We start from the raw sequence: 21976 nt of genomic DNA on the forward strand, positions 1-21976 counted from the left end.
TCATAGGTATAAAAAAACCGATTAATAGATAATCGGTTTTTTTATGTTTCGTTTATTTTAAGGTTTTACAACAACCAATACCTGAATCGCTTCTGGTGTTAAGGCTAAACCATCCAATAAATTGAGACCTTCTTTTTGTAATTTCTGCAAACGGTCAATTTCATCTTCACGAATGCTTGGATTAAACTGTTTTAAATACGTTAAACGGTCAATTTCGTATTGCCATTGCTGACCATAAACCGATTTTGCCTGCGCAACCAATTCTGGTAATGCTGTTTTCGCCTGATCAAGTGCCTGCTTATAACGTGTTTCGATAATTTCACGACGAGCCTTCACAACCTGACGGCAACTGTTGCCATCTAAATGTTGTAAGTATGGTCTTAAAATCATCGGATCAATTTTTGCAGATAGATCCTGACCATTTTCATTTAACAGCACACGAATCAACTGTTGTGGCAAACTTGCAGAAAGATTGAGCGCTTTTGGTGCGACAACATCTAACTTAAACCAAACTTCCAACAAGATCGAACCTTGTTTTAAGGCATTTGATTTCAGCAATGCAACATTGGTACTCCCAAAAGATTGGGTATTGATCATTTCCATCACACTTTCAATAAATGGATGTTCCAATGTCAAATATTGTGCATCTTCACGAATTTGCGCCTGATCACGATAGAACGTCGCAGTAATCCCTTCTTCGTCTAAGGTCAAACCTTGAACCTGCATTTGGTCTGTCGGCTTGATAATCACTGTTCCGTTACTTTGCTCATCAAAATCGATGTTGGTTGAAGACATGAAGCGTTTCACAAACATTGGCAATGTCGTGTTGTCATCATAATCTTCGAGTGCTTGAACAATTTCTTGTGCAACCATCGGACGGCAAGAGTTATATTCTAACAGTCGGTCACGCCCTGCCTGCAACTCAGCTTCAAGTGCTTCACGCTGAACATTAACTGCTTCAAGCAAATCTTCAAATTTTTGACCCTGATCACTGAGCAAGCAATCTTTTAAGTCAACAATGAAGTTTTCCTGCAAGGTCTGTGCTGTCGGTGAAATATTGCTAAAAATATTGAGTGCTTCGTTGTACCAACGGAACATACGTTCCTGAGCAGTACCAATCAAATATGGAATATGAATTTGAATACGGTTTTGCTGACCAATACGGTCAAGACGACCAATACGCTGTTCTAGTACGTCAGGGTTTGCTGGCAAATCGAACAACACCAAATCACTTGCAAACTGGAAGTTACGCCCTTCTGAACCAATTTCTGAACACAGTAAAATCTGCGCACCGTAGCTTTCTTCTGCAAAATATGCCGCAGCCTGATCACGCTCAAGTAGGCTCATGCCTTCATGGAACAATGCGGTACGAATACCTGCATGTAAACGCAAAGCATTTTCCAGTGCTTCAACCACTGGGCCGCTTCGTGCAATCAAAAGCACTTTTTTATGTTTTAAATCTTTACGTAAAGCGTCCATCAACCATGCAACACGTGGATCTGTTTCCATCCACGAACCATCTAACTGGTTTTCTTCTGGCCACATTTGCTCACGTAATTTACCTGTTTTAGACCATGTTTCAGGTGCAACTAATGCAACAGGTTGACAGTCACGTCCAGGGAAGCCCTGAATCGCTTCACGTGTGTTACGGAATAAAATTCGACCTGTACCATGACGGTCTAGCAACTCATGAATCGCCTGATAACGCTGTTCTGGCTGATCTTCAATTTTATGACCCAACAAGCCTTCTAAAGCATCTAAATGTTGTTGTGTTAATGGATCATTTGACATCAACACTTCTGCAATTTTTGCGGTATGTTGATATTGTGCTTCTTCATCCAAGAAACGATCTAGACTGCTGAAGCGTTGCGGATCAAGTAAACGTAACCGAGCAAAATGGCTTTCTACACCGAGCTGTTCTGGTGTTGCGGTTAACAGCAAAACACCCGGAATACTTTCTGCGAGCTCTTCAACCAAGTCATAACGGTCATTACCGCCTTCTTCTTCGCTCCACATCAAATGATGTGCTTCATCTACCACAAGCAAGTCAAAACCAGCCTCTACCGCCTGCTCACGCAAGTCGTCATGGTCAATCATCAAATCAACACTGGCAATAATGCATTGTTCTGTCAAGAACGGATTAAGCTCAGGGTCATGTTCGCGAATAGAAGCGGTACGGGTTAAATCGAACAACGAGAAGTTCAAGTTGAAACGGCGACGCATTTCAATCATCCACTGATACTGCAATGAATCAGGGACTAAAATTAAAATACGTTCAGATCTGCCCGTTTTTAATTGTTGATGGATGATCAAACCTGCTTCAATGGTTTTACCTAAACCCACTTCGTCAGCAAGTAAAACACGAGGCGCAAAACGCTTACCGACTTCGTGTGCAATATAAAGCTGGTGTGGAATAAGACCAACACGTGCACCGATTAGACCACGTAATGGACTGGTGTGCATATTGGCTTGTAATTGTAATGCTTCAATGCGTAGGTCATACCATGCTTTGATATCCACCTGACTTGCCAATAAACGGTCTAATGGTTTAGAAAGTTGAATCTGGGCGCCAATACGTGTTTCATTTAGTGCTTTACGCTCTTGCTCACCATTTTGCAAAGTACGAACAGCATTATAGCGAATGACGCCAAAGCGCTCATCGAATGATTCAACAATCCATCGATGACCTTCTTGGTCGTGCAGTTCATCATTCACATTAAAAATAATGCGGGATAAAGGTGCATTGCTACGGGCATACACGCGGGTTTCGTCACTTTTCGGGAATAAAACGCTTACCGAGCGTTCATCCACATCGATTACAACACCTAGACCTAGTTCTGTTTCTGTATCGGATAACCAACGTTGACCAATAGCAAACTGTTGCAATTTTTTCACCTTTATTTCAAATTTGCACTGGATTTCATCAAATACAACTATTTTTCGGAATCCAGCTTTATACGAATATTTTTGCACAACTCTTGTTCAAAGACGAGATGATGTGCACAAATTTTAAAAATCTTTTTAAAACGGAACTGGGCAGTTAAATGTCAGTTGTTCACCCGTGCGAGGATGAGCAAAACTTAACTCAGCAGCATGTAAACATAAGCGAGACGACCATTGCTGCTGCTCAGCCGTAGCATAAAGCGTATCACCAACAATAGGATGTCCTAAATATTGCATATGAACACGTAACTGATGTGACCGTCCTGTAATTGGAGTAAGTTTCACGCGTGTCACCGCATGTCCATCTAATTCAAATTGTTCAATGACCTGCCAATGTGTTAACGCAGGTTTGTTGTGCTTGGTATCAACAATATGTAATGGTGGACGATCAGGATCATAAACAACGGGAATATCAATGGTTCCTTCACCACTTAAGTGACCTGCAACCACTGCCTGATAGACTTTTGAAGTCTGACGATCCTGAAACTGACGTGCAATATGGCTTTGTCCATATTTCGTTAATCCGAATACCAGAATGCCTGACGTATCTCGGTCTAAACGATGAATTAAAAGCGTATTGGATTCGATGTCTACAAGACGGGTCAATGCACTGTCATGCAAGGCCTCACCTTTTCCTGGAACACTGAGTAAACCTGAGGGTTTGTGAATTACCATAAAATCGTCATCACGATGAATCAGATGTTCGGTTAAAAAATTACTCAAAACTTAGTCCCAGACTGATCTCGAAAATAAGGCGGCAATGATAAAAAGCTTAAACCAGAAATACAATAGAAAAGATGTATTAAATATGATTCTTTTGCGCTTTTACTCAAACTTTTTAGGCTTTTACTACATTTGCAGAAAATGATCATCACTCCATACGATAAATCGTCAGCAGCAAAGTAAAAAGGAGCAGAAAAATCTACTCCTTTTCCAATATACGACTGCCGAAACTTACGCTTTTTTCATCTGCGCAAAAGTTTCCTTCGCTGCCTGAACGGTATACGCAATATCTTCATCTGAATGTGCAGAAGAGATAAACCCTGCTTCAAATGCAGACGGTGCAAAATGAATACCACGATCTAGCATGCCATGGAAGAATTGTTTAAATGCTTCGACATCACATTTTAAAATATGATCAAAGCTGGTAATTTCAGTTTGGTCAGTAAAGTACAAACCAAACATCGCCCCTGCTTGTTCTGTTTTAAGTGCAATACCTTCTTCGTTTGCAACTTGCTGTAAACCAGCAAGTAACTTAGCAAGCTGAGCTTCAAGTTTGCTATAAAATTCAGGCTGGCGTAAATGCTTGAACATGGTGATCCCCGCACGCATTGCCAATGGATTTCCCGACAACGTCCCTGCCTGATACACCCCACCTAAAGGTGCAATGCACTGCATGATTTCGCGCTTACCACCAAATGCACCTACTGGCAGACCTGCACCAATAATTTTACCCAAGGTGGTCAAATCTGGCTTCACATTGTAATACGCTTGTGCACCACCTAATGCCACACGGAAACCTGTCATCACTTCATCAATGATAAAAACAGATTGATATTGGTCGCACACTTCACGAATCGTTTCAAGAAAACCTTTGATTGGTTTTACCAAATTCATGTTCCCTGCGACAGGTTCCACAATCACACAGGCAATTTCAGAACCGAATTTTTCAAAACATGCTTTAATTGCTTCAATATCGTTATATGGTAACGTCAAGGTATGTTTTGCAAAATCAGCTGGAACACCTTTTGACGTTGGCTCGCCTAAAGTGAGTAAGCCAGAACCCGCTTTCACCAACAATGAATCTGAATGTCCGTGGTAACAGCCTTCAAATTTTACGATTTTATCGCGACCAGTATACCCACGTGCCAAGCGAATTGCAGACATGGTGGCTTCTGTACCTGAGTTGGTCATACGTACCATTTCAATCGATGGCACTATTTCACAGATAATGTCGGCAAGCGTCGTTTCATGAACTGTCGGCGCACCGAAACTTAAACCGTCCTGCGCTGCGGCTTGCACTGACTGCACAATATCAGGGTGTGAATGACCTAAAATCATTGGCCCCCAAGAACCGATATAGTCGACATAACGCTTTCCATCGACATCCCACAAATAAGCACCTTGTGCTTTTTCAATAAATACTGGCGTTCCGCCGACACCATTAAATGCACGCACAGGCGAGTTCACACCACCCGGAATATGTTTATTCGCCTGTTTAAATAGTTGCTCTTGTTTAGGAGATAAGCTCATGAAAAATCTCAATCGATAAAGATAATTGATTTATGAAACATTGGTTGTTTCTTGAAATAATCCATCCCATACCGCAATACGTGCTGGAATGTCTTGAATACTTCTACCTAATATATCACTAATCACGGCACAAAGGTCAGCACCACTTTCAATGACGACTTTTGAATTTTCCGCGCTTAATCCACCTATCGCACAAACTGGTACAGAAAACTGCTGATGCGCTTGCTGAATCACCTCAAGCCCAACCTGCCCTGCTTCAGGTTTGGTACTAGTGGCATAGACCGCACCAAATGCCACATACGTTGCGCCTTCTGCAATCGCTTTTTGTGCTAAATTCAATGAATTTAAACAAGTACGACCAATGATCACACCCGATGGTAATCGCGCTACAGCATCAGCAATTTCACCATCACCCTGCCCCAAATGAACGCCTAAACCAAATTGTTCAGCCAATGATAAGTCATCGTTAATCACAAAAGGGGTTTGATATTGTTCACACAGTTTTTTGATTTGCTCAACTTCAAAAGGTTGATCGACTTTGGCAACTTTTTTACGGCGATATTGCAAAATGGCAATTTTCTGTGTTGCCAAAGCAACCTGTAATTTTTGAATCAGCACATCGAAAAGATCATCATTGGTAATAAGATATAAACCTCGCATATTCGCTTCCTGATCTATCAAAAATATAATTTCAGTATAATAGGCTAAAAATACGCTGTTTTTTCAAATAAAAAACCGAGAAATTTTCCCGGCTTGATATATCGATGTTCCTGATTAGAAACGGTAACCAATCCCTAAATAAGTCACAATCGGGTTAATTTCGATTTCGGTTTTTCCTGTTACAAGCGTCGCATTATTGGCATTGCTCACCACATCCAAACTCGCACGAGTATTTAAATGCACATAACTAACTGAAGCTGTTGCAAACCAGTTAGAGTTAATATTGTAGTCGGCACCAATAAAGGCTACAGGCGCTACGGCATTATCAATTTTAACATTGCCGATTCCCATGCCTTTCGCAGCAACATCTGAACTTACAGCAGAGTCTAATTTAAAATTACTAAAGTGCGCATACATTAAACCAGCCCCGACATATGGACGGAATTTATTGGTGACTGCACCAAAGGTATATTTCCCTGTAATCACAGGGCTATAGACTTTAACATCCCCCACTTTATTAAATTTATCCAGATTTAACGCGCCACCAAGTAACGACCCTTTTCCTTTAATATCTAACTTAGGCGGCACACCGACAATAAGACCAACGCTTACATTGTCATTGACTAAATAATCAAACTTAAATTCGGCTGTATCCGTATTTTCAAGTTCAAACCCAGCATTTGAATTAAAGTTATTAAACACAGGAGAGGTTGGAAATACTGTAGAACTTGAGCTTACGCCCTGTTTAGTGCCCTGAGGCATAATATGCGCCCAACCCGCAGAAACAGCGAATTGCTTTCCATCTGAAGTTTCTGCATGAGTTACAAAACTTAAAGAAAGTAATGCTGCGGGAATAAAGACTTTAGACATTTGTTTCATAAATAAACTTCCTGTGGCGTTTTGTTTTTTCATTAAACTGGTGAATCCGATCACCGATTGCTTTTTTAGAATAATAACCCTATTTTTTTTGATTTTTATTATATGTTTTGTGACTAGTGAGGTCATATTCTCTTCCCCGCGAGCCATCAGAAAAATTGCGATTTGTTATAAACCGCAATTTCATCTTATATCCGATTTAGAAACGGTAACCCAAACCTAAATAAGTCACAATTGGGTTGATTTCAATTTTGGTTTCGCCAGTCACAAATTTATTTGAACCAGAATATACATCAAGTTTTGCACGCGTATTTAAATGTACATAGCTTACAGAAGCTGTCGCAAACCAGTTTTTGGTAATATTGTAGTCGGCACCAATAAAAGCAACAGGCGCTACTGCATCATCAATTTTGACATTACGAATTGAACCACCCAAACGCAGTAAATTTGGATCATCTGCTACTGATGAGTCTAATTTAAAGTCACTAAAGTGTGCATACATAAAACCTGCACCAACGTATGGGCGGAATTTATTGTTCACTGTGCCAAAAGTATATTTACCTGTCACTACAGGGCTATACACTTTTACATCACCTACTCTTTTATTAAGATTTAAACCATTTGGCAATGCAGGACTAATGCCTTTAAGCAAGCTTCCTTTCCCTTGAATATCAAAAGTTGGAGGAACACCCACAATTAAACCTAAACTTACATTGTCATTAACCAGATAATCGAATTTAAATTCAGCGGTATCTGAATTGTCTAATTCAAATCCAGCTTCTGGAGTCGAAGTCACTGCGCCTGTAACATATGTAGATGTTACACCTTGTTGTTTCCCTTGAGGCATAATATGTGCCCAACCTGCAGAAATCGCAAAATTTTGGCCATTTGAAGTTTCTGCATGGCTAGAAAAACTCAATACAAGCAAAGCAGCAGGAAGTAACGCCTTCGTCATGTGGTTCATAAAAACATCCATCTATTGGTACATTCAGAAACAGGGAGATCGTTTCTTTGTTTAATCTAACGCAAATATTAGAATAATTACTTTAAAATACAATAGATGTTTTTCTTAATGAAAAAAATCAACCACATAGAATTAATATATTTATTTGTTTTATATTAATTTTTTATAAAAACAAAAAATTCATGTGTTTAAAAAAAATAGACTATTTGCTTATTATTCAAACATATAAATTCTATCTTAATTAAGATAAAAGATTGATTTGCCTATATCTTCATGACAGCGTACATTTCTAAAATTCAGAAATTTTCATCACTCAAGAGAATGTCATCTGCAATTTAGCTAAAAAATGGATTTATAATGACTTCTCATCGCCATGGGGAATAAACATGCATGAAATTGAACTCAAATTACAAATTCCAGCACATAACTTTGATGCGCTGAATAAAGCATTCTTGACGAAAACAACACAAGAAATTGATTTACATGCACGATATTTCGATACGGAAGATTGTTTACTTGCCAAAAATTTAATGGCGATCCGAATTCGTAAAGAGAATACTCGCTGGATTCAAACCTTTAAAAGTTCGGGTGAAAGTCATTTACAGCGCTTTGAGCACGAGTTTGACCTAGGCAGCTCAGATGAAATTCCAAACCTAAATTTAGACATTTATCAACAACACCCTCAAGCCTTAAAATTACTCAATCAAGCATTGGGGTCAAACTGGCAACAGTTACAACTCCAGTTTGAAACAATCGTGCATCGTCGTTATCGGTTAATGAACGTTAATGGTTCAAAAATTGAAGTTTGCCTTGATCTGGGTACATTAAAAAGTCTTCAGCAAGAACGTCCGATTCAGGAAATTGAATTTGAACTTAAGTCTGGAGATTTAACTGATCTGATTGATCTCACTTCACAATGGGTCAACCGTTATCATTTATGGTTAGATGTGCGCAGTAAAGCAGAACGTGGACATTTACTCGCTCAAGGGAAACTGGTTTCTCCAGCAACAACAGCTAAAGCATTACAGCTAGACAAAGCGTCTTTACCTGAAAATGCTTTAAAAGCCATGATCGCTAACAGTCTTGAGCAAATTTTACCGAATGTTGCTGCCATTGCTGAACAGATTGCTGAACCTGCTCATATTCATCAAGCACGTGTAGGTATTCGTCGTTTACGCAGCGCTCTGCAAAGCTTTTCTGCTTGGTCAAAACAAATTGATCCCGCATGGGCTGCCCAAGTCACTGAACTTTTTCGTCAACTCGGGACATCCCGCGATGAAACAGTCGTCTATCAGGAGATTTTGCCTAAAGTAATTGAAGCTGGCTTTAGCATCGATTTGGCACAACCGACTCCCTGTACAACCGTTTTGGCTCAGGTTTTTCAAGATCCTATAACGACTCAACTCTGGTTAGACCTGCTTGATTTTGCTTATACACCAAGCCTTGCAGCACACCAAAAGAAAAATTTAAAGAAAAAAGCAGATAAAGTTTTAACTATGCTACACGGTAAAATTCTGAAAAATGCAATTCAGTATCAAAAACTCAGCATTGAGCAAAAGCATCGATTACGTAAACAATTAAAACGCTTGCGCTATAGCATTGAGTTTGTGAAAGATCTATATCCAGAACACAAGATCAATGACTATTTAGAACAGTTAGCGCCCGTGCAGAACGCACTAGGTCAATACAATGACACACTAATCGCTGAGCATGTTTTTAAACAAAATACACAGAAATCTTCGTCACAGACTTCTGCTATCAACTGGTTAAAAGGTCAGCATCCAGCTCATGAAAAACAAGTCCTTAAAAAATTGAAGAAGTTTATCAAGCTTAAACCAATCTGGAATTAAGCCATTGATCGTTAGCAGGTTGTCTAAAATTAAAATACACTTGCTAACGATATTTTCCAAAAATTTTCCATGTTCCATTGTCTGCAAGCGGGTCACTATAGCTGTCGCTGCGCTGCTTTCTTGGTTTTTCCCGTGCATCAATTAGCTGAAAGTGAGGCTCAACCCCAAGAACAATGCCATTCATATAAAATCGGGTACGGGTATATTCAGGACTACCATGTTGGAAAACGTAGGTACGTAAATCAATAAATTCACGATGTGCAACAAGTGCGGCTGTATCATCCGAGTCGATCCATGCATTCATGGCCTGCTGCTGCTCGTCTTCAAACTGACCACATTTGTCTAATAAACTCGATACCCCTCTAAATGTTTTAGATTCTTTCGCTCGGGTTTTATTAATTCGAATTCGGTCTACTTGAAAATAAAAGAGCGGTAAATTTAAATGACTCGGCAAATGAATTGCATCCATCACCTCATCCTCCATAAATGGCTGACATAATTGCTGCGCGCGCTCAATCAGGTTTTGCCACTGTTGGTAATAGCGTTCAACTTCTTCTTGTTCTGCATAATAAATCGGCAGCCCTTCTACCGCATGCAAATGCTCAGGTGGCCAAATTTGTTGGCGTAATAACGCAATATCTTGTTTTAAATTTTGTATTGCAATTGCATCTTGCATGGTCATTTTAATCTTTAGCTTAGGCTATTTTAGATTACGACAACAGTTTAGTTTCTGCAAGGCTTTGCCTATAATAGACACTCTTTGATGTTGGATATGGGAAAGATGACTCAAAAAATTCAAGCAACAGATATTACGGAAGACGAAGCACAAAATGCGGTTTTTTTTGAGCGCGCAGATGAATTTATTAAACTTGCAAATGAATTTTGTCGTCCTGTAAAGGGAGAAACGCCTCAGCCAGCTCAGACACGTGGCCAAGTGAGCGCTGCCATGTTATTTGGGGCAGCACGTTTTAATACTTGGGTTGCTGCAAATAATTTTAAAGATGGCAATGAAATGCGCGATGCAAAAGAACAAGTCATTTCTTACCTTATGCAACAATTTCACATGATGTTAGAAGATAACTTCGATGAATATTGTGACCAGTTTGAAAACTACCTACGTTTCCGTAAAAATGAAGAATTCCATGCGCACAAACATGATCATGACCACGATCATCAGTATTAATCTTTAGAGTTAAAAATGGAAAAACCGAGTCGTTTAACACAGCAAAGCGACTCGGTTTTTTTATGACTCTAACTTAATGTTGTTATGGCTTTACAGGTTTACCATATTGGTCTGCCATCACTTCAACATAATGTTCTGGTTGAATATATTTTTTGATCACCGCATCAATATCCGCTTTTTTCAGTTTTAAAATCGCCTGATCTCGTTTTTCACGCATAAACATGTCTTTGCCACGTTCAAGCTGGCCATTGAGCATTTTATGCACAATTCTAGCATCATCCAACGTGGTTACTCTTTGCTTCAAAATATTTGCCTTAGCCGCTTCAACTTCCCAGTCGGTAACGCCATCACGAAGTAAGTCATTAAAAACTTTATGAATCCCTTCTGAAACCTGATCGGCTTTTTCAGGAGTATAGTTCGCTTCAATGCTTAAAACACCAACGGAGTCCTGATCGTCTAATTCTAAATCACTTCCAAACCCATAAACCAAATGACGTTTTTCACGCAGTTCTTGCCCTAAACGAGATGAAAGTTGTGAATTACCCAAAATATCACTCAGGACAATTAAAGCAGGCGCATCTGGATCTTCTATCGCAACAGGTAAAGTGAGTAAACCCTGATAATGACCAAATTGACGCTGCTCTGCCAACACATGAACTTTTTGGGCAGGATAGGTTCTAAATGTCGTCGTAAGACGTTGATACGGCTGTTTTGTTTTCCACTCGGTGAAGTTCTGCTTTAAAACCTCACGCATTTGCTTAGGATCAAAATCGCCCGTTATCGCAATTTCAGCATGATCAAACCCAAAAAATTGCTGAAATAAGGCTTTTGCTTGTGGCTGTGTTGCCTGTTGGAACTGTTGCTTGACCAATTCTGGCTCAAAATGGTAACGCAAATCACCTGGTTGATACACTTCAACCAACCGCGCCATAGTTAATGCTGCAACGGTTGACGGTTCTGTATAAGAACGGTTCAGGCTTGCCAAACTTTGGGATTTTGCCAAATCGAACTGACTTTGCTCAAAGCTCGGCTGCTTCATGACTTGAAGAACAAATTTTAGATAATCATTAAAATGTTCTTTATTTGCCTGAATTTTAATCGTCATGCCATTATCATTGGTCATTGCCACAGCCTGACCATTGGCAGCAATAGACTGATCTGCAATATCCTGTAAAGAATGTTGCTGTGAACCTCTTAATAATAAATATGAGGTTAAATCGAGCAATTGTCCTTTGTTCCATAACGACTTCGTTGTGCCAAAATGTACAGTAAATGTCGCATAAACTTTATTATCGAGAGTTTGTGTTGGAAATAAAGCGTAACTCAAACCTTTGTGTAAAGTACCACGCTGAATGGTCTGCTCGATTGTTTTCAACTTTTTGGCTGAGTTTTCAACATAATTTTGGCTTTCTTGCTGATAGGTTTTGATGTCTTTGACAGGCTCTACTGTTTCAGGACTTGCTGTGCTGACATTCGCTTTTGGTTCAGTTAATTTTTGCTGCTGTGCCTTCTTTTCACTGTCAGGTGTAGGCTGAATCTCTGCTGAAACCTGATGCGAGGCAACTAAAAACTGCTTTAATGTCTGATTGACTTCTGACACCGACATATCTTGTATGGCTTGTTGATCGCTAAAGAACTTATCCCACTGTCCATTTTCTGCAACAACATAGTCACTCAAAACTTTGCCCACCTCAACACTACTATTGAGCAAAGTCTGCACATCATTTCCAATCAGTTTTTTTGCCCGTTTTAATTCAACTTCATTAAATGGCTTATTTTGCTCAACATCCTGTCTTAAGGCTTGAGCAACTGTTTTGGTTTGTTGTGCAGGTGGTGTATAAACAGCACCAATAAACACCATGTTAAAATCTCGATCTAACCAAGTCGATGCTTGTACATCGGTAGCAGTGGCTGTTTCCACCATAGATTGATACAGATGTCCGCTCGGTTGCAGTGTATAAAGATAAGGTGCAAATGTGAGAGCAGGTTGAATTTTAGGATTATGTCCATTGAGGTATAAATGGAACAATGCGTATTGACTGCCCTTTTGCACGACAAAATCACGCTTTTGTAATTTAGTCGAATCTAGCATCGGGACGGATGGCATTTTAGGAACAGTACGAGCAGGAATCGCATCAAAATTTTGGGCAACTGTTTTTAGTACTTGTGTTTTATCAAACTTTCCAGAGATCACCATCACTGCATTATTCGGTGCATACCAAGTTCGATAAAACTTTTGTAGTTCATCGAGTTTGATTGACTTTAACTCTGCCAAGTCGCCGATAGGCAAACGTCCGAGGGACCGATTTCCATAGGCCGACTTCCACATCTGATCCATGACCACGGCCAGTGGCTGATCAAGTCGCAACTCTCTTTCACGACGGACAATTTCAATCTCTGAAGGAACATATTTCTGCTGAAGAACCAATTTATCCATCCGCTCTGCTTCAAGATGAATCACATGATTTAAAGCATCCTGATCTGGACGGACAATATTGGTGTATCTCGTGGAGTAGTAATCGGTACTTGCATTGGTCATTAATGTGTACTGATCCAACTGGCGTTGAAATTCTTTCTCTGCAACATTCTGAGTACCTTTAAAAGCCAGATGTTCCAGTAAATGTGCTAAACCACTTTTCCCTTTCGGGTCATTTAAAGAACCCGTCAAATAGACGGTGTTGATCAATACTTTTGTTTCTTTATTGTTGGGTGCAAGAATGACTCTTAGCCCATTATCTAGACGATACTCTTCAATTTCATGTGTTGTTTTAACCAAAACAGGCTGTGCCAATGCGGCTGTACTTCCTCCCAACAAACACATCATCAATACTATTTTTTTGAAACGTATCATCATTTTCTCGGTATAAATTGCTATTTTTAAAAGGCTTATGGTAAAAAATCTTATGTCTTAAGAATAGTAGTATTTTGCAAAATCTTCTTTTTTGGAAATAACAGGCAAAAAAAAGACAGTATTTTGTCACTGTCTTTTGTTCTCACTCAAATAAATTTAGTGAATAAATAGTTTTGCGAAACGATTACTCACTTTCACTGAAAAATCATCAACATACCGGCTATAAATTGCAGCTGAAATAAATATTGCAATTAAAGATGCCGTTACCGCAAGCAACACAGATAAATCGTAACTGAGATGTAAGCCCATCAATAGATTAAATATCGGCAAACAAACCAAATAAATCATCATCATATGCAACAGATAAATTGAGAATGAAAGTTTACCTAAATAAATCAGCACTGGACGGTCAAAAGCCAGAGATAGTCGCTCACAAAGTAAAATACTATAGACAATCAAAATACCTGAAAAGAAGTTACAGTAGTCGTAAGTTCTCCATTTCAGAATGTTATAGATCCAATGATAAGCATGGCTACTATTATGCGCCCCCGCAAGGTATAAACCTGCCAAGAACATAAGCCAGCCCATAGGCGTAGGAATTTTCCGTCCATACAGATACATGTAGCATCCAATGACAAAACTAAAAAGTCCTAAAAAGAATCGCTCATTAATCAAAAAACCAAGCAATGGCAAAAGAATAGAGCCAATAAAAAACAATGCTTTTTGATAATGATATAACAGCAAAAGAACAAATAACAAAATAGAACCGAACAGCTCTATTTGCATGGTCCATAAAACCCAGTTACTACTACTGTCGGCAAATAAAAATGCACCGATACTTCCTTCATAAGCCGCTTGAGTAAAGGTAACAGTTTGTGTTGCATAAGACTGAAACCAGTCATTCACCAAATCGCTATTAAAACTAGTAAAATTCAGCGTTGCCCATGCCAAAATACAAGAGCCAAAAGCAGGAATTGCCAAACGTGGATAACGCTTTAATGACATTTCAAGAACTTTTTTCGGCACATTTGGATTTTTTAAAATTGCATAACTTAAAACAAAGCCACTCAGCACAAAAAATACAAAAACTGCTGCCGTACCTGAGTACCAAAAAGCAAAGGGAGAGTGATGAATAAAATAATCCCATTTCCCATGTGCTCGATCATCTGGACTAAAATGATGTAGATAAGGATAGAAACTCAGAGACAGATGCGAAAATACGACAGCTAAACATGCTAACCCTCGTATACTTTCTGCAGCATTTAACTTTGCCATGGAACGACTGACTTATGGAATAAAAACCTGCAAAGAATAGGACTGAATACCCGAACATGCAAGTATAATTCGTATACCAATAAAAAAAGGCAAACCAAATTTAAAACATATTGGCTTACCTTATTAAATATTTAAAATCAATAAAATGAACTATTCAACGTGCTCAATTTTCCCCTGTTCATTATGATGAACAACGGCAATTTTTTTGTTACGGCCATCAATAATTTCTTGCTCAGGGATATCAAAGTAACGTGCATAATCCATCGTATCTTTTTGGCGTACATGCTTGACTGTATGTGAAGGGATTAACTTACACCATAAGCATAATACAACCGCACACGTGATGAGTGTGATCATATCCATCTGTAAGCCAGTCCAAAAGGCATTGAACAACTTATGAAAAGCATAAGGCTTATCATAAGCAATCAATGTATAGAGCACGACCATTGGACGCCAGAGCAAGAACCAACCTCCCCACAGAATTGCTGTGGTTGTTGTGGACACATAACGCCTATGCCAAGGGAGTTTAGACCTTAAATCAATAATTAAAGAATTTGTACTCATATTTATACCTATAATTATGAATCTGAACGCATACCACGATCTGGACTTACCCAACGTGCACGTTTATCATCGCCTCGGGCGAGCACTTTTGGAAATGCAATAATGCTAGCAGTTACGGTGATAAGCCAAAAAACAAATGGATACCAAATCATCCAATAATAGTTTTTAAACAGACCTGATTCGTAACGACTGTCCATCCATTTACTAATCATAAACTGGAATAAACAGGTCGCACCTAACAGAATTCCTGTGCCATAAGGTAAAAACGGTGAGCTCATTTGTGGCAAGAACGCATTTGGTACGATTAAATTCACGAACCAGATGCAGGCTAAAATAAGCATCAGATATGACCATACAAGTGTGAGGCACAATTCCAGCATGAGTGGCCATAGAAAATTCAAACTTGGTTTAAATAATACATCAAAGTTTTTAATTAAAACCTGAGCACCGCCCATGGCCCAACGCAAGCGTTGTTTATAAAGCCCCGTGAGGGTTTCAGGCATTAAAATCCACACCAGTGCATTCGGTTCAAATTCAACATCCCACCCTGCACGTTGCAGTTTCCATGTGATGTCGATATCTTCCGTCAACATATTTGGCGACCAGTATCCGACTTCATGTACCGCTGTTTTACGAAACGCAGTAATGACACCAGATACGGTAAATAGTCGACCAAAAACACGTTGCGCACGTTTAATCATTCCAACAATAGATGAAAATTCACCAACCTGAATCCGCCCAAGCAAAGTTGAACGAGTTCGAATACGTGGATTGCCCGTCACTGCGGCAATCGTTTCATCCCGAAGGAAATGTCGGATCATCCATTTTGCGGCATGGGGATCAAGTAAAGCATCCCCATCAATCCCAATTAGGTATTCAGCATCAGTCAGTAAACTTCCTGCCTGTAATGCCATTGCCTTGCCTTGGTTTTGCGCTAAATGTACAACCCTTAACTTTTCATACTTTGCAGCCAGCCGATCTAATACTTCGGCTGTGTTATCTGAGCTACCGTCATTAATTGCAATCACTTCAAAATCAGGATAATCCAGTTTCAAAGCATGACTGATGGTTTCATCTGCATTATCACCCTCGTTAAAACAAGGGACCAAAACCGCAACCTTTGGATATTCAGGTAAATCTTTAGGTTGATCACATGGTGGGTCTTTGCGTTCTTTCATATTGAACAACAACGCCCCGATCATCCATAGATACGACATGAATAAAGGGTAGTAAAAGACAAAGGCTAAGGCCGAATGCCAGAAGTGTTGCAATGCTGACATAAAAACTCCTATCGCACGATACGGTCAGCTTTCGAGTCAAATGCCTGACGCATCAGATCTACATCTGGTAGACCTTTAATTGGATCATCAGGATAATATCCTACATGAATCGCGCCTTGTTTATACAATGACTTAATAGTATCTGATAGTTCCTGCGAATCTACAGGCTTATTGGTGCGCCAGTTCTGAGCTTGCAATTCAAAAACAGTTTTATGTAAACCTTCTGGGTATTTTTTAACCCGATTCACGATGTCTGCATAAAACTTATCTTTGTCTTCTGCTTGCTCCATATATGGCATCGCCATAATCGCTGTAAAGTCATAGCGTTTCAAAGATTGCTCTAAAGACTGTGCATACCAATTTTCTGCATATGGGTTTAAAGCGACCTGTGCATATAAATTACGAGCCGTCATCAAGAATGGTTGATATTGACGAACCGTTCCTGCTAATTGTAACGCAAAATTATCAATATTATTTGTTTTAAATTTTGTCCATTTTGCAAGTTCTGCATCATTATTACGCATTTCTTCGAGATTTGTTGACAAACCTGCTTTTTTATACGCTTGTAATGCTTCAGGGCTGGCATCTTCATAATCAGACAATGTCGTATCATCATGGAACAAAATACCATTAAATGTAGAAGACTTCGCTAAATCCTGATAAAGCCCTTCAATCACACGACGCGCAGGCTTAGAAAATGGACTTAGACGAATATACCCCATATTTAAATGGTCTGAATTTTTAGGCTGTTGGGTTACAACCAAATCCTTAGAAACTGGATTTGATTTTGGCAATTCCCAAGCTAAAAGTGGCATCCACGCATATAAACGTGTTACCTGAGTTCTAGATTGAATCTGCCATGAAACGCGGTTAAACAAATCCGCACGCATTGGCAAATAACGGTTCGGGAAATACACCATATCTGCTGAACCATTTGCATCAGGGTCAGCAAACGCCTGTAAATATACAGTTGTAATATGCATTTTTTGAATACGATCAAGCAGTTCACCCAAGTTACGTTCTTGCTGTGCTGGATCTGGATCATAGATATCGTCTAAATCGACATGCATGATTTTTTGAGGACGGTAATTATCACCTAAGTCTTTATCACGTACTTCGATTTCATTCGATAGACTGCTCAGTGTCATGTCATGTTCAACCAAAATACGATTAATCGCACTTAATGATTTTTTCAAATACACTGGGCCATCATCAAGGCTAACGGTAATTGGCATGCCTAATGATTTTGCAATATTAACAGTCTGCAAGTTATAACGACCGTAAGGCCAAACCATTACACGCGGTGCAGGAATACCATGTGCCTTAATTGCATCACTGTTTTTCTTTAAATCATCATAAATTCGTTTTGCGTACGCAGCATCGCCTTCATAAGTTTTTGTTGTAGGATTATACAAACGTGTTGTCGCAGCGGGTTCAGAGTTACCCTGAGGGTTCCCTAAAATACCACGATGCAGGTTATAACTATGGCTTGCAATTTCAACGTAACCACTTTGACTCATTTCTTTAATTTGAGCCCAAGTCAAGATTTTATTACGTGCAATATAGTCATCGCCAAAATGAACCTGTTTGTTGGCTGGTGTATCAACCCATGAACCAACAATCGCTAAAACAACAGGTATTTTATTTGCTTTTGCAAATGGATAAACGTCATGATAAAAAGACTCGTAACCATCATCGACAGTCAATAAAACTGGCTTTTCAGGTAATTTATATTTACCTTGGTGTGCTTTAAGCAATTGATCGACACTAATAAAATTAAAACCATTTTTTTGTAAAAAACGGACTTGTTCTTCAAAATGAGCTGTGTCAACTGCATATTGTGGGATCATTGCATCTTTATTACTTGCCGTCACCTCATGATATCCAATAACAGTTAATGTCGTTGGATTGATCTTTGGTTTTTTAGCAGTCGCAGCATTAGCTGTTTTTGTCGTCGCAGCATAAGCCGTTTGAGTTACGCCCACAATTGCCACACTGACACATGTTGCAAGTACTGAACCTATAAAACGATTAAACATAATTGTTCCGTTTACAATTTGATTTTTCTAACTGACCCCAAATCACAATAGGTTTTCTAGTTTTCTACAATGAAACAGAACCTTTGCTGCTTTAGATCAATGACAATGTGCATTTTTGGGAATTAAACTGAAAACAAGCTTAAAAGCAAAGAATCTCTACCAAATATTCACGTTACGACGCTCAAAAGCATACACAATTATTTTATCATCTTTTCTTAAAATTCTCTTCGTATTTAACATTTATTTAAGAAGAATATACTTAGAAATTAAAATAAAAATATATACCTGTTTAACAATATTGAAAGTAGAACCAACCTTCCATTTTTTGTCTATAACATGCTCAATAACAACATCTTTTGCTTTTTCATCTGTCTAAACTCAGTCACGTCCAGATAAATACCTTTTTTACTGACGATATCCAATGTTACAAATCAGCTGTTCAATTTCTAGCAACAGTTTCCCAGAAAAGTTTGGCTTTATTTTAACAATATTTGTTTTAAATTTAACCTTTTTTCTAACCATAAAGCATATTATTTTTTTATTACAATCATTTTTCTGCCTTATTCTCTATTTAAAACAGACAATGCTTTTACACAATAAATACGAACCTACCCTAATAAAATAAAAATCGCTTATTCAATATTTTTAATCGCGAATAAAAACGATTATTAAATTTGATTGGTATTTCATAAATAGCTTATATTTTAGCTAGAATAAAATGACTGAAGCATAAAATACAAAAATAGCACCTCTTTCAGACTTTATTACTCAATTTGAAATCATTTAACTACAGTACTGCAAAACTAAAGTAGTTTCATCACAATAAAATAAAACTTCCATTCAAAATCGTTCATCTTTTGTTTAGACAGTTTATTTAGATTTTACAAATACTTTCAACCTCAGCCATAGACATAAGGTTTTTAGACAATATGTTTTGGGGACAACAAAGCTTGTCTTGAAATTTAACTATCCTAAATGAATGATGACGATATCAAACAACGAGACACAATTAAAGCAGCAAGAAAATGCCCCTCTGTCCCACTCGTGGCAAAGAGGCTTTTTAAGCGGTTATTCGTCTCTTGTTTTGACATCAAATAATTCGATTTCAAAAATCAGGTTAGAATTTGCAGGGATAATATTTCCCATTTTACGCTCGCCATAGGCCAAATGCGCAGGAACAATAAGTTTGCGTTTACCGCCCACTTTCATCCCAATAATGCCCTGATCCCAACCTTTAATCACACGACCAGTACCAATCACACATTCAAAATAACGTCCACGATCAATTGATGCATCAAACTTGGTTCCATCTTCTAGCCAGCCAGTATAATGCGTTGTGATCAGTGCGCCTTTTACCGCCTCTTTTCCTTCGCCGACTTTCAAATCAATGATCTCTAACTCTTGCATATCTTATTCCAAGCGATTAATTAAAATTGTTTCACCCGATATTTTACTATGAACAGTTATAAAAACGCATATTTTAATCGTTTAAAACGATATATAAATCGATCAGAATTTTCCCTAAAATCTTATTTCATGTATCTGCACTGTAAAGATGTAGTGTAAAAAACATCCAATACATACAAATTTTCCCCACAATTCTTTTATCTTTCCTGACAAATCGCAACCCCTTCCTAACAAAACCCATGCTCAGGTAGTCGCAAAGTAACCCCTAAGTTACGATTTGTCAGATTGATTGCCTACATTGGAGAGTGCTTTTAGTATGGGCAGGCCTTGATGCATTTACATCAAGACGTTAATGAATCTTAAAAAGGATGCCAAAATGAAACTTGTAAAATTATTGATGCTCACAGGATTAACTTCGCTGACTGTATCTGCCTTTGCTGCTACAGATACGGCAACGCCAACTTCGGCACAAACGACCCAACCAACGATTGTTTCGACACAAGAACAACCGCAAACGACACTCGCAAAAGACCCAACATTAACTTCAGATGCTTCTGCAACTGCATCAGAACCTTCGACTCAATCTCCAGCAACAACTACGAAACACAGTAAAAAACATCACTAATTTTTTCTGTTTTTAATAAAAAAAGACTGTGGCATGCTACTCCACAGTCTTTTTTATTGTGAAACTCTTCAGAATTACTGCCACTTTATCAAAAATTCTTTTTGCTCAGCCCCAATAAGACATCACTGAAGAAATGGCAATCCCTTCATTATTCACTGGTTTTTTTAACATTTTCTTTATAGATGCTACATGAAATATGATGATTTTCTTGTAAGCGTAACTTTTTACGTTGCTCTGCGGCTTCAAAACGGCAGCGTTTCCAGTCATTATCTAATTTCAATGGGGGTACTTGTTGTGGTTGTCCATGTTCATCCACTGCAACCATCGTAAAGAAACAACTATTGGTATGACGCATGGTACGATTACGAATATTTTGCGCTTCTACCCGAATTCCAATTTCCATTGACGTGCGTCCAACATGGTTCACACTGGCAAGAAAAGTGACCAATTCTCCAACATAAATCGGTTCTTTAAACGTCACCTTATCAACAGATAGTGTCACAACATAACTGCCTGAATAGCGACTCGCACATGCATACGCCACTTGGTCAAGTAGTTTTAAAATTGCACCACCGTGTACATTACCAGAGAAATTGGCCATATCAGGTGTCATCAGAACGGTCATTGTGAGTTCTGATTGATCTCCCGATGATTGTACGACTTGATCTAAAGGGGACATTTTTAGCATCCATGACTAAAGAAGTATTGACGCGCGATTATATATGATTTTTTAATTTTTTGTGTACTTTAACTTTGTTTACTTTAAAACTTTGCACAAAATTAAAATGCCAGACTTTAGGATAAAAAGAATGAATACATCTGATCGCTTTATTATTGCTCTGATTTATGCTGTCGCAGGCATCATTTTAGGTCTGGGAATTACTCTTTTTTGTTCTTCTCAGGGTCTACACTTCAGTGCTTCTAGCATCATGCTTACAACTATATTCTTATGTTTTTTATTTGGTTATCTCTTTCCCAATGTGTTTCCGACCTGCTTTAAATGGCTTTGGAAATTATTTCTACACTAAGCACTATTAAGCTTTTGCACCATCCTGCAACTCGAACCATATACAGCCCAATATTTTTTAAAATTGAGGGATAACACCACCACCCCACCCAATAGCATGTTCTCAAAAAAAGGCTACAGCGTAAATTCTTTAAAACTTCGCTATCAAATAATACTATTTTTCGTTTGATTCCTCGCTA

The 21976-nt window shown here is 38.6% G+C and carries 16 protein-coding genes and 1 pseudogene; 3 read left to right on the plus strand and 14 right to left on the minus strand.

The window, feature by feature from the left end:
* Positions 1–57: 57 nt before the first annotated feature.
* The 6 genes from rapA to ABDV70_RS02470 all read right to left on the minus strand — a co-directional run bounded on the left by rapA (position 58) and on the right by ABDV70_RS02470 (position 7696).
* On the minus strand, positions 58–2895 hold the full coding sequence (rapA, locus tag ABDV70_RS02445) for an RNA polymerase-associated protein RapA (RefSeq protein ID WP_343595131.1): 2838 nt from the start codon (positions 2893–2895) through the stop codon (positions 58–60).
* Positions 2896–3021: 126 nt separating this feature from the next.
* On the minus strand, positions 3022–3666 hold the full coding sequence (locus ABDV70_RS02450) for an RluA family pseudouridine synthase (protein ID WP_343595133.1): 645 nt from the start codon (positions 3664–3666) through the stop codon (positions 3022–3024).
* 231 nt (positions 3667–3897) lie between these two features.
* On the minus strand, positions 3898–5196 hold the full coding sequence (hemL, locus tag ABDV70_RS02455; RefSeq protein ID WP_343595135.1) for a glutamate-1-semialdehyde 2,1-aminomutase: 1299 nt from the start codon (positions 5194–5196) through the stop codon (positions 3898–3900).
* A 30-nt stretch (positions 5197–5226) separates the two neighbouring features.
* The gene (gene thiE, locus ABDV70_RS02460) at positions 5227–5856 is read right to left on the minus strand and encodes a thiamine phosphate synthase (protein WP_343595137.1); all 630 of its coding nucleotides are present in this window, start codon (positions 5854–5856) and stop codon (positions 5227–5229) included.
* A gap of 114 nt (positions 5857–5970) precedes the next feature.
* Complete coding sequence (locus tag ABDV70_RS02465; RefSeq protein WP_343595138.1) at positions 5971–6735, minus strand: OmpW family outer membrane protein; 765 nt, start codon at positions 6733–6735, stop codon at positions 5971–5973.
* A gap of 196 nt (positions 6736–6931) precedes the next feature.
* Complete coding sequence (locus tag ABDV70_RS02470; RefSeq protein ID WP_343595141.1) at positions 6932–7696, minus strand: OmpW family outer membrane protein; 765 nt, start codon at positions 7694–7696, stop codon at positions 6932–6934.
* 386 nt (positions 7697–8082) lie between these two features.
* On the opposite strand from ABDV70_RS02470, the gene ABDV70_RS02475 reads away from it, so the two are divergent.
* Positions 8083–9546 (plus strand): CHAD domain-containing protein, encoded by a 1464-nt coding sequence (locus tag ABDV70_RS02475; RefSeq protein ID WP_343595142.1) that lies wholly within the window; start codon positions 8083–8085, stop codon positions 9544–9546.
* Positions 9547–9589: 43 nt separating this feature from the next.
* Here ABDV70_RS02475 and ABDV70_RS02480 read toward each other — a convergent pair whose 3' ends face one another.
* On the minus strand, positions 9590–10222 hold the full coding sequence (locus ABDV70_RS02480; RefSeq protein WP_343595476.1) for a hypothetical protein: 633 nt from the start codon (positions 10220–10222) through the stop codon (positions 9590–9592).
* A gap of 105 nt (positions 10223–10327) precedes the next feature.
* On the opposite strand from ABDV70_RS02480, the gene ABDV70_RS02485 reads away from it, so the two are divergent.
* On the plus strand, positions 10328–10729 hold the full coding sequence (locus tag ABDV70_RS02485; RefSeq protein WP_343595143.1) for a DUF3144 domain-containing protein: 402 nt from the start codon (positions 10328–10330) through the stop codon (positions 10727–10729).
* An 82-nt stretch (positions 10730–10811) separates the two neighbouring features.
* Here ABDV70_RS02485 and ABDV70_RS02490 read toward each other — a convergent pair whose 3' ends face one another.
* The 6 genes and pseudogenes from ABDV70_RS02490 to ABDV70_RS02515 form a co-directional block, all read right to left on the minus strand.
* Positions 10812–13583, minus strand: coding sequence for an insulinase family protein (locus ABDV70_RS02490; RefSeq protein ID WP_343595145.1), 2772 nt, complete (start codon positions 13581–13583; stop codon positions 10812–10814).
* 153 nt (positions 13584–13736) lie between these two features.
* Positions 13737–14855 carry an acyltransferase gene (locus ABDV70_RS02495; protein ID WP_343595147.1) on the minus strand — a complete coding sequence of 373 codons (1119 nt, stop codon included), beginning with the start codon at positions 14853–14855 and terminating at the stop codon, positions 13737–13739.
* A gap of 150 nt (positions 14856–15005) precedes the next feature.
* The gene (pgaD, locus tag ABDV70_RS02500) at positions 15006–15419 is read right to left on the minus strand and encodes a poly-beta-1,6-N-acetyl-D-glucosamine biosynthesis protein PgaD (RefSeq protein ID WP_343595149.1); all 414 of its coding nucleotides are present in this window, start codon (positions 15417–15419) and stop codon (positions 15006–15008) included.
* A gap of 14 nt (positions 15420–15433) precedes the next feature.
* Positions 15434–16699, minus strand: a complete 1266-nt coding sequence (gene pgaC, locus ABDV70_RS02505) for a poly-beta-1,6-N-acetyl-D-glucosamine synthase (protein ID WP_343595151.1) — start codon at positions 16697–16699, stop codon at positions 15434–15436.
* Positions 16700–16707: 8 nt separating this feature from the next.
* Positions 16708–18627: pseudogene (pgaB, locus tag ABDV70_RS02510) on the minus strand (poly-beta-1,6-N-acetyl-D-glucosamine N-deacetylase PgaB); the annotation flags it as partial.
* 1179 nt (positions 18628–19806) lie between these two features.
* Entirely contained in the window at positions 19807–20145 is a 339-nt protein-coding gene (locus tag ABDV70_RS02515) for an FKBP-type peptidyl-prolyl cis-trans isomerase (protein ID WP_343595152.1), read from the minus strand.
* A gap of 376 nt (positions 20146–20521) precedes the next feature.
* Here ABDV70_RS02515 and ABDV70_RS02520 point away from each other — a divergent pair, with 376 nt between their 5' ends.
* Positions 20522–20770, plus strand: a complete 249-nt coding sequence (locus ABDV70_RS02520; RefSeq protein ID WP_343595153.1) for a hypothetical protein — start codon at positions 20522–20524, stop codon at positions 20768–20770.
* A 148-nt stretch (positions 20771–20918) separates the two neighbouring features.
* Here ABDV70_RS02520 and ABDV70_RS02525 read toward each other — a convergent pair whose 3' ends face one another.
* Complete coding sequence (locus ABDV70_RS02525) at positions 20919–21449, minus strand: acyl-CoA thioesterase (protein WP_343595154.1); 531 nt, start codon at positions 21447–21449, stop codon at positions 20919–20921.
* Between the last annotated feature and the right edge of the window lie 527 nt (positions 21450–21976).

The sequence above is a fragment of the Acinetobacter sp. genome, from assembly GCF_039596015.1.
Classification (GTDB): domain Bacteria; phylum Pseudomonadota; class Gammaproteobacteria; order Pseudomonadales; family Moraxellaceae; genus Acinetobacter.